Source organism: Streptococcus sp. 9.1(2021) (assembly GCF_030466425.1).
Lineage (GTDB): Bacteria > Bacillota > Bacilli > Lactobacillales > Streptococcaceae > Streptococcus > Streptococcus wuxiensis.
Window position 1 is genome coordinate 383,751 of record NZ_JAGQFU010000001.1, and the last position, 15,883, is coordinate 399,633.

A 15,883-nucleotide genomic window follows, 5' to 3' on the forward strand; every position below is an offset into this window, starting at 1 on the left:
GAAATTAGGGAGAACTATGTACAATTATCCTGTACTTATTCATTATCATCGTAAGGATGGAGCGTATCAGAATTGCAACTTTAGTAAGGGGTCAGCTGATTCAGTAGAATTTGTTAAAGAAGAAGAGTATTTTGGAGAAAAATTTTCTTTAACTCAATCTAGCGAAAAAGCTATCGAAACGATGACTTTTGTAGTTACAAAAGACGGTGTTTCAAAAGAGTATCCAATTCGTTTCAATTATTATCCACTTCTAACGGAAGTTTGGATTTTAGACGGAGATGACACTGTTTATTATTCTGAAAATCCAGCTATTGCAAGTCCACACTATAAAGATCAAAATCCATTTGCTTTTGATAAAGCGATTAACAGTGCTAGTTTTGATCACCACTGGGGTTACCAAGGAGAACTGGGATGCAAGGTTTCCGAAGAAGAAACAAGCTTTAAACTTTGGTCGCCAACAGCAACAACTGTACAAGTTGTAGTCTATGAATCAGCAAGCAATGACGCTCCTATCCTAAAAACGCACGAGATGAAACGTGGAAATAGTTATTCCTATAGTCACAAGGATAATACAATTGGCGTTTGGAATTTGACAATTCCTGAAAGTCTTGCAGGTCGTGCCTATCAATATCAGATTGATTTTCCACATCATCAATCATTGACCCGCGATCCATATACCATTGCGACAAGTCCAGATGGCAAACGTTCAGCAATCCTTTCAGAAAAAGAACGTCAAGTTGAAGGTTTTGAAGTTAAGAATGGAACGGAAGCAACTTGGCGATTGGAAAATCCTTGTCAAGCGGTTGTTTACGAAATGCACATTCGTGACTTGACTAAGTCTGAAACTTCAGGTGTTGCTCCAGAATTAAGAGGTACTTTCTTAGGTGCTGCCCAAACTGGAACTGTCAACAAATATGGTCAGTCTACTGCATTTGACTACATCAAAGAACTTGGTGTGAACTATGTTCAACTGCAACCAATTGCTGATCGTCACAAAGAGTATGATGCAGATGGAAATGTGACCTACAACTGGGGTTACGATCCACAAAACTACAATGCACCAGAAACCAGCATGTCTACGAATCCAAATGATCCAGGTCAAGTCATCCGCGATTTGAAGACGATGATTCAAGCTTATCATGATGCTGGAATTGGCGTCATTATGGATGTGGTGTACAACCATACGTTTTCAACTGTTGATGCCCCATTCCAAACAACGGTTCCAGACTATTATTACCGAATGAACCGCGATGGAAGTTATCAAAATGGTACTGGTGTAGGAAACGAGACTGCTAGTGAACATGAAATGTTCCGTAAGTACATGATTGATTCACTTCTTTATTGGGTGAATGAGTTTAATATTGATGGTTTCCGCTTTGACTTGATGGGAATCCATGACATTAAAACCATGCAGATGATCCGTTGGGCAATGGATGAAGTCGATCCTAAAATCATCCTTTATGGAGAAGGTTGGGATATGGGTACTGGTCTAGCACCTTACGATAAGGCTAAGAAAGACAATGCTTATCAGTTACCTAATATTGGATTTTTCAATGATGATCAACGTAATGCGGTTAAGGGTGCTGAAGTTTATGGTGATATCAAATCAGGCTTCGTAAGTGGTGCTGCCACTGAACCAATTGTTGCCAAAGCTATCCTTGGTAGTCGTGAACTGGGCTCTTATTTAAGCCCTAATCAGGTTGTCAACTATGTAGAAGCCCATGACAACTATAACTTGCATGATTTATTAGCGACACTTCATCCAACAGAAGACCAAGCAAGTATCATGAAAAAGGTAGAAACAGCAACTGCCATGAATCTACTCATGCAAGGTATCTCCTTTATGGAACTTGGTCAAGAGTTTGGACGTACCAAACTGGTTCCTACAGGTGAAAACGGTGAGTTGACTCATGATGATCGCGAACGTGCCATGAACAGTTACAATGCTCCAGACGCTGTTAACCAGGTGGACTGGGACTTAATCAATGAGCGTCAGGATAGTATTGAATTTATTCGTCAGATTATAGGTCTTAAAACAAAGAGTAGTGCCTTTTCATACCCTACATACGAGGAAGTATACCGTCACGTCTTTGTTCACACAGCTATTGAAAATAGTGGCTGGATTGTCTATGAAATTCAGGAAGATGACGAGCATTACTTAGTGGTCTTTAATGCTAAAGGAGAATCCCACTATTATGAAAATGCGGGAAACCTTGAAATGCGAATCACTAATAGTCGTTCAAACCAAGAAAACACTATTGATAATGTGAGCGTTGCAGTTATGAATGTTTTAGTTTAAAAAAAATAAAACTCAAGATTAATCTTGAGTTTTTTATATATAAATTTGTCCTAATAAAAAATATGGAAATATTACTAAAAATAGTTGAAAATTTCAGAAAATTTGATAAAATTGTACTTAAGATACTTTATCCGAACAAAAATATTAATTTATGAAAATAATGTTAAGTTTTTGTGGTGTCTATTTTGCAAAATTAGGATTGAAAAAAATATTGTAAGCAATTTAATGCTACAAGAACTGAAATCAAGGTAGAATATCATTAAATACTGAAAATATAAGAAATGTCAAGATAATTATTTGAAGATTTTCTAAAAAATATTTATGATAATTCGGAAATTGGTTGAAAGTTTTCTTAAAAGATAGTATAATAGAAATATAGAAAACGCTTACAATATAAAGGGGGATTTATGGATACATTAGAAGCTTTAAGAACTTTTACAACAGGCGAAAATTTCCATCTTCAGCACTATTTGGGCGCACATCGTGAGGAGAAAGACGGGGAATGGGGTTACACATTCCGTGTTTGGGCTCCAAATGCGCAAGCTGTTCATCTAGTTGGTGATTTCACTAATTGGGTTGAAAATCAAATCCCTATGGTTCGAAATGAATCTGGAGTTTGGGAAGTTTTTACAACTTTAGCCCAAGAGGGTCAGATTTATAAATATCATATCACACGGGCTAACGGTCATCAGCTTATGAAGATTGATCCTTTAGCTGGTCGGTATGAAGCACGTCCAGGAACAGGGGCTGTTTTAACAGAAATCCCAGAAAAGAAATGGAAGGATGGACTTTGGTTAGCTCGTAGAAAACGTTTGGGATTTTTTGAAAGACCAGTTAATATCTATGAGGCTCATGCAGGCTCTTGGAAGAGAAATCCAGACGGAACTCCATACAGTTTTGCTCAATTAAAAGAAGAGTTGATTCCTTACTTAGTTGAGATGAACTACACTCATATTGAGTTTATGCCTTTGATGGCGCATCCGCTTGGTTTGAGCTGGGGCTATCAACTCATGGGGTATTTTGGTTTAGAACATTCTTACGGAAGACCAGAAGAGTTTCAAGACTTTGTTGAAGAGTGTCATTTAAACAATATCGGAGTTATCGTTGACTGGGTTCCAGGTCATTTTACTATCAATGATGATGCCCTAGCTTATTATGACGGAACACCAACTTTTGAATATCAAGACCATAACAAAGCTCATAACTATGGTTGGGGAGCACTAAACTTCGACTTAGGGAAAAACGAAGTACAGTCTTTCCTAATTTCTAGCATTAAGTTCTGGATTGATTTTTATCATTTAGATGGTATCCGTGTTGATGCCGTAAGTAATATCCTTTATCTTGATTATGATAATGCACCTTGGACACCAAATAAGGACGGTGGAAATCTTAACTACGAAGGCTATTATTTCCTTCAGCGTTTAAATACTGTTATTAAGCTAGCTCACCCTGATGTCATGATGATTGCAGAAGAAAGCTCTTCGGCAACTAAAATAACAGGTCCGAAAGAGATAGGTGGTCTTGGATTTGACTACAAGTGGAACATGGGCTGGATGAATGATATCTTACGTTTCTACGAAGAAGATCCAATTTACCGCAAGTATGATTTTAACCTTGTAACTTTCAGTTTTATGTATGTCTTTAATGAAAATTATCTCCTACCATTCTCACATGATGAGGTTGTACATGGTAAGAAGAGTATGATGCATAAGATGTGGGGAGATCGTTATAATCAATTTGCAGGCCTTAGAAATCTTTATACTTATCAAATTTGTCACCCTGGTAAGAAATTGCTCTTTATGGGTAGCGAATTCGGTCAATTCTTAGAGTGGAAATCAGAAGAGCAATTAGAATGGTCAAACCTTGAAGATCCAATGAATGCCAAGATGAAATACTTCACATCTCAGTTGAATCAACTTTATAAGGACCACCGTTGTCTTTGGGAAATTGATACAAGCTATGATGGAATTGAAATTATCGATGCAGATAATAGAGATCAGAGTGTTCTTTCCTTTATTCGTAAAGGAAAGAAAGGCGAGATGCTAGTCTGTGTCTTTAATATGGCACCAGTTGAACGTCCTGATTTCACAATTGGACTACCAGTTGCAGGTGTGTATGAAGAAATTTGGAATACAGAGTTGGAACAATGGGGAGGTGTTTGGAAAGAACACAACCAAACTGTTCAAACTCAAGAAGGGTTATGGAAGGATTATGAGCAGACTTTGACATTTACTTTGCCAGCTATGGGGGCAAGTATCTGGAAAATCAAACGTCGCTTGAAACCCGCTAAAAAAGAATCAAATAAATCTCAAAAAGGAGTAGAAAATGAAGAATGAAATGCTAGCTTTAATCCTTGCCGGTGGGCAAGGAACTCGTCTCGGTAAACTCACTCAAAGCATTGCAAAACCTGCTGTGCAATTTGGTGGGCGCTATCGTATCATTGACTTTGCTCTTTCTAACTGTGCCAACTCTGGCATCCATAATGTTGGGGTTATTACACAGTATCAACCACTAGCTCTCAACAGCCACATTGGTAATGGTTCTAGTTGGGGTCTTGATGTAATTGATTCAGGTGTTTCTATCCTTCAACCTTACTCTGCAAGTGAAGGAAATCGTTGGTTTGAAGGTACAAGTCATGCGATTTACCAAAATATTGATTATATCGATAGCATTAATCCTGAGTATGTTTTGATTCTTTCAGGAGACCATATCTACAAGATGGACTATGATGATATGCTCCAATCACACAAGGATAACAATGCCAGCTTGACAGTAGCTGTCTTGGATGTACCGCTAAAAGAAGCTAGCCGTTTCGGTATCATGAATACAGATGCTAATAATCGCATTGTTGAATTCGAAGAAAAACCTGCCCAACCAAAATCAACCAAGGCATCAATGGGGATTTATATCTTTGACTGGAAACGACTTCGCAACATGCTAGTTGCTGCTGAAAAGGCTAACCTAGATATGTCTGATTTCGGAAAGAATGTTATTCCTAATTATCTTGAGACAGGTGAAAGTGTCTATGCTTATGAATTTAATGGATACTGGAAGGATGTTGGTACAATCGAATCTCTTTGGGAAGCAAATATGGAATACATCTCTCCAGAAAATGCTCTAGACAGCCGAAATCGTCAATGGAAAATTTATTCTCGTAACCTTATCGCTCCACCAAACTACCTTGGAGAATTTGCTCAAGTAGAAGACTCTCTAGTAGTAGATGGATGTTACGTGAATGGTACTGTAAAACATTCCATTCTTTCTACAGCTGCTCAAGTTCGTAAGGGAGCAGAAGTTGTTAATTCTGTCATCATGAGTGGAGCAGTTATCGGTAGAGGTGCTAAAATTACACGTGCAATCATCGGTGAAGGTGCAATTATTGCCGATGGTGTTGAAATTGATGGTACAGAAGAAGTACAAGTAGTCGGATATAACGAAGTAGTGGGGGTAGCAACAGATGAAGATTGATAAATATTCAGCGATTTTAGGAAATACCGTTGGTTTTCATGATATGTCAACCTTGACGAGTAATCGTCCTGTGGCGAGTTTGCCATTCGGAGGAAAGTATCGCTTGATTGACTTCCCACTCTCAAGTTTAGCAAATGCTGGGGTTCGTAGTGTCTTTGGAATTTTCCAACAAGATAACATCAGCTCTGTATTTGACCACATTCGTTCTGGACGTGAATGGGGCTTGAATACCCTTCTTAGCCACTACTATCTTGGAATCTACAATACTCGTGTGGAAAGTAGTACTGTTGGTAAAGAGTATTATCAACAACTCTTGACTTATTTAAAACGTTCTGGATCTAACCAAACGGTTTCCTTGAACTGTGACGTTTTGGTAAATATTGATCTTACTCAGGTCTTCCATTTGCATAATACTACAAAATCTCCTATCACAGTCGTTTATAAGAAACTACCTAAAAAGGATATTTCAGAAGTAAATGCTATCCTAGATATTGATGAAACTGACCACGTGCTCTCTCACAAACTCTTCGATAAAAAAGCTGAACAAGAATACTACAACATGTCAACGGATATCTTTGTTGTAGATACTCAATGGTTGATTGAACGTCTGGAAGAAGAAGCTCAGAAAGAACACCCAGAAAAACTACGTTATGTTCTACGTGACTTAGCAGCGGAATCAGGCGCTTTTGCATATGAGTATACTGGTTACTTAGCTAATATTCATTCTGTAGAAACATACTACCAAGCCAATATTGATATGCTTGATCTGCATAAATTCTACTCTTTATTCTCTCCAAATCAAAAGATTCACACAAAGGTGAAAAACGAAGAACCAACTTATTATGCGCCTGGTTGTGAAGTAAATACTTCGCAGTTTGCTTCTGGTAGTATTGTCGAAGGTAAGGTTGATCGTTCAGTTGTTTCGCGTAATGTTCAAATTCATAAAGATAGCTTAGTTAAAGAATCTATTGTTTTCCCTCGTGTTGTCATTGGTGAAGGTGCTCAAGTTGAGTATGCAATTATTGATAAGGGTGCTGAAGTAGCTGATGGAGTTGTTATTCGTGGTACAGCAGAAAATCCTGTTGTCATCAAAAAAGGTGAAAAAGTAACAGAGGACATTCTTTCATGAAAATTTTATTTGTAGCAGCCGAAGGAGCCCCTTTTTCTAAAACAGGTGGCTTGGGAGATGTTATCGGGGCTCTTCCAAAATCATTAGTTAAAGCTGGTCATGAAGTTGCTGTTATCCTGCCATACTATGACATGGTGGAAGCTAAGTTTGGTGATCAAATTGAAGATGTTATTCAATTTGAAGTATACGTTGGTTGGCGTAGACAATTTTGTGGAATAAAGAAAACTGTTTTAAATGGCGTTACTTTCTACTTTATTGACAACCAGTATTATTTCTTCCGTGGTCACGTATACGGAGACTTCGATGATGGTGAACGCTTTGCTTTCTTCCAACTTGCAGCCTTAGAAGCTATGGAGCGTATTGGTTTTATCCCAGATGTTCTTCATGCTCATGATTATCATACAGCTATGATTCCTTTCTTGTTGAAGGAAAAATACAGATGGATTCAAGCCTATCAAAACATTAAGACTGTCTTAACGATCCATAATTTGGAATTCCAAGGTCAATTCTCTGAAGGTATGCTTTGGGATTTGTTCCGAGTTGGATTTGAACGCTATGCGGATGGTACAGTTCGCTGGAATGACTGCCTGAACTGGATGAAGGCTGGTATCCTCTATGCAGATCGTGTATCTACTGTATCGCCAAGCTATGCTTATGAAATCATGACAACAGAGTTTGGATGTGGTTTGGATCAAATTCTTCGAATGGAGTCTGGTAAGGTTTCTGGTATTGTAAATGGAATCGATACGGATCTTTATAATCCAGAAACGGATCCTTTGTTGGATTATCATTTTAATAAATCAGACCTATCAGGAAAAGCTCAGAATAAAGCTAAACTTCAGGAGAAAGTTGGTCTTCCAGTTCGTCCTGATGTTCCAATGATTGGTATTGTGTCGCGTTTGACAAGACAGAAAGGTTTTGATGTCGTCGTTGAAGGTTTGCATCGCATGCTTCAAGAAGATGTTCAAATCGTTCTCTTGGGTACAGGTGATCCTGGTTTTGAACAAGCCTTCTCATGGTTTGGTCAAGTATTCCCAGATAAACTTTCTGCCAATATTACCTTTGATGTCAAGCTAGCACAGGAAATTTATGCAGCCTGTGATATTTTCCTCATGCCAAGTCGTTTTGAACCTTGTGGACTTTCTCAAATGATGGCTATGCGTTATGGAACATTACCACTTGTTCATGAGGTAGGCGGGTTGAGAGATACTGTTCAACCATTCAATCCAATCGAAGGAACGGGTACAGGATTTAGTTTTGACAACTTGACGTCATACTGGCTTAACTGGGCTCTTCAAACTGCTTTGGATGTTTACTATAATCATCCTGACGTTTGGAAGAAACTTCAAGTACAAGCTATGGAATGTGATTTCTCCTGGGATACAGCTTGTCAGTCTTATCTTGATTTATATCACAGCTTAGCAAATTAAATAAATAAAATCGTATGATGCTTTCATACGATTTTTTGAGATAATAAAGTAAGGATTATAAATGAAAACAATCAACGGTCTCTGTGTCCTCGATGTAGATGGAACTCTGATAGAAGAAGAGGTTATTGATTTATTAGGGAAAGAGGCAGAGTGCGAAGAAGAAGTAGCCCTGCTAACAGCTCAAGCTATGAGAGGAGAATTAGACTTTGAAGCAAGTTTAAAAAGACGTATTTCTCTTCTTAAAGGTCTCTCTATCAATGTTTTTGATAGGATTTATCATGAACTTCACCTTAGTAAAAACGTTGCCAAGTTTATTAAAGTTCTTCAAGAAAATCAGATAGAAGTCGGCTTAGTATCAGGTGGATTTACCACTATTGTAGAAAGATTAGCAAAAGATTTGGGAATTTCATTATATACTGCTAATCAACTGGAAATCAAAGATGATCATTTAACTGGAAATCTAATTGGCCCTATTATAAGCAGAGAAGTAAAAGAAGCAACCCTCGTGAGATGGGCTGAAGAATTACAAGTGCCATTTGATAGAACGATTGCAATCGGTGATGGAGCTAATGACTTAAAAATGCTTAAAAGTGCAGGACTTGGAATAGCCTTTTGTGCCAAGGATATTGTGAAAAAGGAAATAAATCTTCAGGTAGATGAGAGAGATTTTGGGAAAGTTTTGGAAATGATAGACTTCCTTTAGATAGAAAGAGGAATCAAAATGAAAATTGTTATCGCGCCGGACTCTTTCAAAGAGAGTCTTCCTGCAAACGAAGTAGCAGAAGCTATAAAAAGAGGATTTAAAAGGGTGATACCGGATGCTGAATGTCTACTTTTACCTGTTGGCGATGGAGGTGAAGGAACAGTAGACGCCATTAAAAGTTCTCTAGGTTTGGAAGAAAAAAGAGTCCAGGTAACTGGACCTTTTGGTGATGAGGTTTTGATGTCTTACTTTCAAAAAAGAGAATTAGCTCTATTTGAAGTTGCAAATTTAGTAGGTCTTGCTAAAATCCCTTTTGATAAACGTAATCCTCTAGAGATTCAAACAAAGGGAATTGGTCAACTTATTCTCCATTTGATAGAACAAGGAATCAAAGATATCTACGTTGGTGTCGGTGGTACAGCTAGTAACGATGGTGGAATTGGCATTGCTGCAGGACTCGGATATCAATTTTATGATGAAAATGGAATTGAACTGGAGGCTTGTGGCCAGTCCTTGTTTGAAATTAGTCATATTTCGAAAGATAAAGCCTCATCTGTTCCTGCAGATGTTCGTATCAAAATTTTAGCGGATGTGTCCAATCCTCTCTGTGGACCTCATGGAGCCACCTATACATTTGGAAAACAAAAAGGATTAAACCCTGCTAAATTCCAAGACGTTGATATTGCTATTGAAGACTTTTATGGTAAAGTCGCACCTGAAATATTAAAATTAGATGGTGCAGGGGCAGGCGGTGGAATTGCAGCTGGCTTGTGTGCCTTCGCTAGAGCAGAGATTGTATCTGGTATTCAAACTTGTTTGGATTTGATAAACTTCGATCAAAAAGTTACTGATGCAGACCTAGTTATCGTTGGTGAAGGTAGGTTGGATACTCAAAGTTTGGCAGGTAAGGCACCAATCGGTGTAGCAAAAAGAACACCAAATGGTGTTCCAGTTATTGCTATTTGTGGTAGTTTATCAGAGGATTTACCACTCTTACCATTTGAGAATATAGTCGCAGCTTTTTCCATAATTGAAAAAAGCGAACCGTTAGCAGACAGTCTAAAAAAAGCAGCTGTTTATCTAGAAAATACAGCTGCAAGTATCGCACGAATCATGTCTTTGAGATAGAGTTAACCAAACCATTTTTTCCAGAGAGAAGTAGGAGCTTTCGTCTCTTTCTCTTGCCATAAGTCTGAAAAGGCCTTTCTGAGGTCTTTTTCACTTGTTTGAACCGGAACATCGCTATGGATAACCAGTCCGAAAGGAGAAGAGTTATGATCTTCAGAAACGATGGTTGCTTGGCAATCAGAATCTTTAGCATTTTTTAAATAATAAACTTGTTTGTCAAACTCAACTTGAGGAGAGATTTTGACAAATAGAGGTTCAGTTTCTTTTTTAAAAGTCTCCAAAATAGTCAAAAAACCTTTTTGAAATTTGTCATCATTCGCAGTAGCGAGTTCAGCGTAGCCAAGAACACGTTCTTCAAAAGTACCAAGAAAACGTCTTTGTTCGTCTGGATTTAACTTAAGAACACCATGAGCTTTTTCTAATATTTGTTTTGATACATCAGTCATAAATATAGTATATCATAAAAGTCTATAGATATAGCGGAAAAGAAAGCGATTACTTAACAAACTTAAGGAAAATTTGCACAAAGATAACGTTTTTTCTTGAAAAAGGTATCTTTTTGATGTATCATAGAGGTGTAAAATAATTTAACTCAAAGGAGAGTAAAAAATGTCAATTATTACTGATGTTTACGCTCGCGAAGTCCTAGACTCACGCGGTAACCCAACACTTGAAGTAGAAGTTTATACTGAATCAGGTGCTTTCGGACGTGGTATGGTTCCATCAGGAGCTTCTACTGGTGAACACGAAGCAGTTGAACTTCGCGACGGTGACAAATCTCGTTACGGTGGTCTTGGTACACAAAAAGCTGTTGACAACGTAAATAACATCATTGCTGAAGCTATTATCGGCTACGATGTACGTGACCAACAAGCTATCGACCGTGCTATGATCGCTCTTGACGGTACTCCTAACAAAGGTAAATTGGGTGCAAACGCAATCCTTGGTGTGTCTATCGCTGTAGCTCGCGCTGCTGCTGACTACCTTGAAATCCCACTTTACAGCTACCTTGGTGGATTCAACACTAAAGTTCTTCCAACTCCAATGATGAACATCATCAACGGTGGTTCTCACTCAGATGCTCCAATCGCTTTCCAAGAATTCATGATCGTACCTGCTGGTGCACCTACATTCAAAGAAGCTCTTCGTTGGGGTGCTGAAATCTTCCACGCTCTTAAGAAAATCCTTAAATCTCGTGGTCTTGAAACAGCTGTAGGTGACGAAGGTGGATTCGCTCCTCGTTTCGAAGGAACTGAAGATGGTGTTGAAACTATCCTTGCTGCTATCGAAGCTGCTGGTTATGTTCCAGGTAAAGACGTATTTATCGGATTTGACTGTGCATCATCAGAATTCTACGATAAAGAACGTCAAGTATACGACTACACTAAATTCGAAGGTGAAGGAGCTGCTGTCCGCACTGCTGCTGAACAAATCGATTACCTTGAAGAATTGGTAAACAAATACCCAATCATCACTATCGAAGATGGTATGGACGAAAACGACTGGGACGGTTGGAAAGCTCTTACTGAACGTCTTGGTGGTAAAGTTCAATTGGTTGGTGACGACTTCTTCGTAACAAACACTGACTACCTTTCACGTGGTATCGAAGAAGGTGCTGCTAACTCAATCCTTATCAAAGTTAACCAAATCGGTACTCTTACTGAAACATTCGACGCTATCGAAATGGCGAAAGAAGCTGGTTACACTGCCGTTGTATCACACCGTTCAGGTGAAACTGAAGATTCAACAATCGCTGACATCGCAGTTGCAACAAACGCAGGACAAATCAAGACTGGTTCACTTTCACGTACTGACCGTATCGCTAAATACAACCAATTGCTTCGTATCGAAGATCAACTTGGTGAAGTAGCTGAATACCGTGGATTGAAATCATTCTACAACTTGAAAAAATAATCTAGTTCAGTGAACTAATTAAAGCCCTTGGATTTTTCCGAGGGCTTTTGTATATTATTAGACAAGCCCAAAGAAATCCAGTCTTGTTTTCGTATTCTAGAGGTGAAAAGAGAGATTTTTAAACGTTTTTTTGGTATAATAATACCCAGGAAAAACTAGAGAAAGAAGGAGGTTGAGATGGAAAAATATTTGTCGGTAACAACTTTGACTAAGTATCTGAAAATGAAATTCGATAATGACCCATACTTGGAGAGGGTCTATTTAACTGGTCAGGTCTCTAACTTCCGGAAACGTCCAACTCATCAATATTTTTCTCTCAAAGATGATCGAGCAGTAATCCAAGCGACTATTTGGTCAGGTATTTATCAGAAACTAGGTTTTGATTTGGAAGAAGGGATGAAGATCAATGTTATCGGTCGTGTCCAAGTCTATGAACCAAGTGGGAGCTACTCTATCATCATTGAAAAGGCAGAGCCTGATGGTGTAGGGGCTCTTGCAATTCAGTTCGAACAATTAAAAAAGAAATTATCAGAAGAAGGCCTTTTTCAAGAACGCTTTAAACAAGCAATCCCTCAGTTTGCAAAACGCATCGGGGTTGTGACTAGTCGTAGTGGTGCTGTTATACAGGATATTATTACTACCGTTAGCAGACGTTTCCCAGGGGTTGAGATTGTTTTATATCCTACCAAGGTTCAAGGCGAAGGGGCAGCAGAGGAGATTGCCCGTAACATTGCTAGAGCTAATGAACGAGAAGACTTGGATGTTCTTATCATTGGTCGTGGTGGTGGATCAATTGAGGATCTTTGGGCTTTTAACGAAGAGATTGTAGTGCGTTCTATCTTTGAATCGCGCCTTCCTATTGTTTCAAGTGTGGGCCACGAAACAGATGTAACCTTGGCTGATTTTGTGGCTGATAAGAGAGCAGCAACACCAACTGCTGCAGCAGAGTTAGCTACACCTGTGACTAAGTTAGATCTACTGACCTATCTTAAAAATCAAGAGAAACGAATGGCTACTGCTGTACAAAATACTTTATCAAAGAAAAAAGAATCCTTGAGAGGGCTTAGTCAATCAGTCATCTTTAGACAACCAGAGCGTTTATATGATGGATATCTGCAACGTTTGGATCAGTTAATGCTTCGACTGAAGCAGGGATTGAATGGTGAGTTAGTTAGAAATCAACAGAAGGTTCAAGCTCAAATTCACCGTTTGGAGCAATTATCGCCAAATGTCAAGATTCAGCGCTACCAAGACCGTATTCAACAGTTACAAAAATTAATGCGTAGCCAGATGGCTGTAATCTATGATGCCAAGGTTGCTGAAGTAAAACGCTTGTCAGAAGCTCTACTCATGTTAGATACGAGTCGTATCGTAGCCAGAGGTTATGCGATTGTTAAAAAAGAGGATACTGTGGTATCTTCAGCAAATGATTTGAAAAAAAATGACCAGGTGATGCTGATGATGCGAGATGGTCAAGTAGATTTAGAGGTTAAAGATGTCAAAACAGAAGAAATTTGAAGATAATTTAGCAGAGCTTGAGACTATTGTTCAGAGTTTAGAAAATGGTGAAATTGCTTTAGAAGATGCTATTACTGCATTTCAAAAAGGAATGGTTCTTTCAAAAGAATTGCAAGCAACACTTGATAAAGCAGAAAAGACCTTGGTTAAAGTTATGCAAGAAGATGGAACAGAAAGCGAACTTCTATGAACAAGCAAGAAAAATTAGCTTTGGTTGAGTCAGCTCTTGAGGAGTTTTATGGAGACCAGCAATTAGCTGCTAATCTCAGAGAAGCTGTTCTCTATTCTATCCATGCAGGTGGTAAACGAATTCGTCCTTATCTGCTTTTAGAAGTGTTGGAATCTTTGCAGGTGCCAATCACTATAGCTCATGCCCAGGTTGCAGCAGCGCTTGAGATGATTCACACAGGAAGCTTAATTCATGATGATCTTCCTGCTATGGATGATGATGATTTTCGTCGTGGGCGTTTAACCAACCATAAGAAGTTTGGTGAAGCACTAGCAATTTTAGCAGGAGATGCCCTCTTTTTAGATCCTTATGCTTTGATAGCGCAAGCAGACTTGCCAAACGAAATTAAGGTAGATTTAATAGCTTCTTTGTCCCTTTCTTCTGGAAGTATGGGGATGGTCGCTGGCCAAGTTTTGGATATGGAAGGTGAAGGTAAACATTTAAACCTAGAAGAACTTCAGACCATCCATGCAAATAAAACTGGTAAACTCTTAGCCTTCCCTTTTCAAGCGGCAGGAGTTATTGCAGGATTGGATGAAAATCTTCAAAAACAGTTGAAAACAGTTGGAGAGCTGATTGGGCTTGCTTTTCAAGTGAGAGATGATATCCTTGATGTTACTGCTAGTTTTGAGGAAATTGGTAAAACACCACAAAAAGATTTGCAAGCTGAGAAATCAACCTATCCTGCTTTGTTAGGATTGGATGAGGCAAAAGTTTTTTGTAACCGAACTTTGGATCAGGCTAATGAGAAGTTAGACGTGATTAGCCAATTAGTTGATTTTGATAAAGAACCAATTGTAAAAATAGTAGAAAGTTTGAGAATCAATGCCTAAGGAAAGAGTAGATGTACTTGCCTACAAACAAGGTTTATTTGAAACAAGAGAACAGGCTAAGCGGGGCGTAATGGCTGGATTAGTGATTGCGGTCCTTAATGGTGAGCGTTTTGATAAACCAGGAGAAAAAATTCCAGATGATACTGAATTAAAACTCAAGGGTGAGAAACTTAAGTATGTTAGTCGAGGGGGCTTGAAACTTGAGAAAGCTTTAGAAAAATTTGATATATCGGTTGAAGGCAAAACGACCATTGATATTGGCGCTTCAACAGGAGGTTTTACGGATGTCATGCTTCAAAATGGTGCAAAACTGGTTTATGCTGTTGATGTTGGGACCAATCAGCTAGCCTGGGAATTACGCCAAGATTCACGAGTTGTTAGCATGGAGCAATTTAACTTTCGTTATGCTGAAAAAAATGACTTTGAAGTAGAGCCAAGTTTTGCAAGTATCGACGTGAGTTTTATTTCTTTGAGTCTCATTTTACCGGCTCTACATAGAATATTGGTCGACCAAGGGGAAGTTGTTGCACTCATAAAACCACAGTTTGAAGCAGGCCGAGAACAGATTGGTAAAAATGGAATTATCAGAGATGCCAAAGTTCACCAAAATGTTTTAGAATCAGTTACTAAAATGGCAGTTGATGAAGGATTCTCAGTCTTAGGATTGGATTTCTCTCCTATTCAAGGTGGACAGGGGAATATTGAATTTCTTGCTTATTTACGTAAAGAAGAACATGCAAGCAACCAAGTGGTTTCTGAAATAGAAAAAGTAGTAGAAAAAGCACATAGAGAGTTTAAAGATGAATAAAAAAGAAAGACTTGAAAAGATTAGAAGATTTGTGACTGACTATCAAATCGGCACACAAGAAGAAATCGTTGAACACTTGAGAGAAGCAGGCATCTCTGCCACTCAAGCAACTGTTTCACGAGATATCAAAGAATTAGGGATTGTAAAAATTCCTTTGAAAGACAATACATATGTCTATGAATTACCAAAGTCAGTAGTTAAAAGTTTACAGTTAGCTGAGAACAATATCGAAAGTTTCGAAAGAATGGGGAATCTCATCAACTTAGATGTTATTCCTGGGAATACAATTTTTGTAAAAAGTCAATTGACTCAAACATTTTCGGATATGATTTTTAGCTGTTTAGCAGATGATAACTCAATTTTAATTGTGGCGCGAACTGAAGAAGCAGCTGTAGAGATTGTTGAACAAGTTAAAAAGTGGTAG

Annotated in this window: 14 protein-coding genes; 13 read left to right on the forward strand and 1 reads right to left on the reverse strand. The window is 38.5% G+C overall.

From position 1 onward, the window contains the following. Positions 1–16 precede the first annotated feature (16 nt). The 7 genes from pulA to KBU52_RS01955 all read left to right on the forward strand — a co-directional run bounded on the left by pulA (position 17) and on the right by KBU52_RS01955 (position 10,157). Complete coding sequence (gene pulA / locus KBU52_RS01925; RefSeq protein WP_254724134.1) at positions 17–2,299, forward strand: type I pullulanase; 2,283 nt, start codon at positions 17–19, stop codon at positions 2,297–2,299. A 407-nt stretch (positions 2,300–2,706) separates the two neighbouring features. Next, entirely contained in the window at positions 2,707–4,635 is a 1,929-nt protein-coding gene (gene glgB, locus KBU52_RS01930) for a 1,4-alpha-glucan branching protein GlgB (protein WP_254724135.1), read from the forward strand. Continuing rightward, complete coding sequence (locus tag KBU52_RS01935; protein WP_254724136.1) at positions 4,625–5,767, forward strand: glucose-1-phosphate adenylyltransferase; 1,143 nt, start codon at positions 4,625–4,627, stop codon at positions 5,765–5,767. Before glgB ends, KBU52_RS01935 begins: the two co-directional genes overlap by 11 nt. Then, complete coding sequence (gene glgD / locus KBU52_RS01940; RefSeq protein ID WP_254724137.1) at positions 5,757–6,896, forward strand: glucose-1-phosphate adenylyltransferase subunit GlgD; 1,140 nt, start codon at positions 5,757–5,759, stop codon at positions 6,894–6,896. The genes KBU52_RS01935 and glgD overlap by 11 nt, the downstream gene beginning before the upstream one ends. Continuing rightward, on the forward strand, positions 6,893–8,326 hold the full coding sequence (gene glgA / locus KBU52_RS01945; RefSeq protein WP_254724138.1) for a glycogen synthase GlgA: 1,434 nt from the start codon (positions 6,893–6,895) through the stop codon (positions 8,324–8,326). Before glgD ends, glgA begins: the two co-directional genes overlap by 4 nt. 61 nt (positions 8,327–8,387) lie before the next feature. Beyond that, positions 8,388–9,029, forward strand: coding sequence for a phosphoserine phosphatase SerB (gene serB, locus KBU52_RS01950; protein ID WP_254724139.1), 642 nt, complete (start codon positions 8,388–8,390; stop codon positions 9,027–9,029). Positions 9,030–9,047: 18 nt separating this feature from the next. Beyond that, complete coding sequence (locus tag KBU52_RS01955; protein ID WP_254724140.1) at positions 9,048–10,157, forward strand: glycerate kinase; 1,110 nt, start codon at positions 9,048–9,050, stop codon at positions 10,155–10,157. Positions 10,158–10,159: 2 nt separating this feature from the next. On the opposite strand, the gene KBU52_RS01960 is transcribed toward KBU52_RS01955, so the two are convergent. Next, complete coding sequence (locus tag KBU52_RS01960) at positions 10,160–10,603, reverse strand: DUF1694 domain-containing protein (RefSeq protein WP_254724141.1); 444 nt, start codon at positions 10,601–10,603, stop codon at positions 10,160–10,162. A gap of 163 nt (positions 10,604–10,766) precedes the next feature. Between KBU52_RS01960 and eno the strand changes: the two genes are divergently transcribed. From eno to KBU52_RS01990, 6 genes are all read left to right on the forward strand, one after another. After that, on the forward strand, positions 10,767–12,071 hold the full coding sequence (eno, locus tag KBU52_RS01965) for a surface-displayed alpha-enolase (RefSeq protein WP_254724142.1): 1,305 nt from the start codon (positions 10,767–10,769) through the stop codon (positions 12,069–12,071). 177 nt (positions 12,072–12,248) lie between these two features. Further along, complete coding sequence (gene xseA, locus KBU52_RS01970) at positions 12,249–13,589, forward strand: exodeoxyribonuclease VII large subunit (protein ID WP_254724143.1); 1,341 nt, start codon at positions 12,249–12,251, stop codon at positions 13,587–13,589. Then, a complete protein-coding gene (locus KBU52_RS01975) occupies positions 13,567–13,779 on the forward strand; it encodes an exodeoxyribonuclease VII small subunit (protein ID WP_004253516.1) in 213 nt (70 codons plus the stop codon). Before xseA ends, KBU52_RS01975 begins: the two co-directional genes overlap by 23 nt. Next, a complete protein-coding gene (locus KBU52_RS01980) occupies positions 13,776–14,651 on the forward strand; it encodes a polyprenyl synthetase family protein (RefSeq protein ID WP_004253519.1) in 876 nt (291 codons plus the stop codon). Before KBU52_RS01975 ends, KBU52_RS01980 begins: the two co-directional genes overlap by 4 nt. Further along, positions 14,644–15,459 carry a TlyA family RNA methyltransferase gene (locus KBU52_RS01985; RefSeq protein ID WP_254724144.1) on the forward strand — a complete coding sequence of 272 codons (816 nt, stop codon included), beginning with the start codon at positions 14,644–14,646 and terminating at the stop codon, positions 15,457–15,459. The genes KBU52_RS01980 and KBU52_RS01985 overlap by 8 nt, the downstream gene beginning before the upstream one ends. After that, on the forward strand, positions 15,452–15,883 hold the full coding sequence (locus KBU52_RS01990) for an arginine repressor (protein WP_004253525.1): 432 nt from the start codon (positions 15,452–15,454) through the stop codon (positions 15,881–15,883). The genes KBU52_RS01985 and KBU52_RS01990 overlap by 8 nt, the downstream gene beginning before the upstream one ends.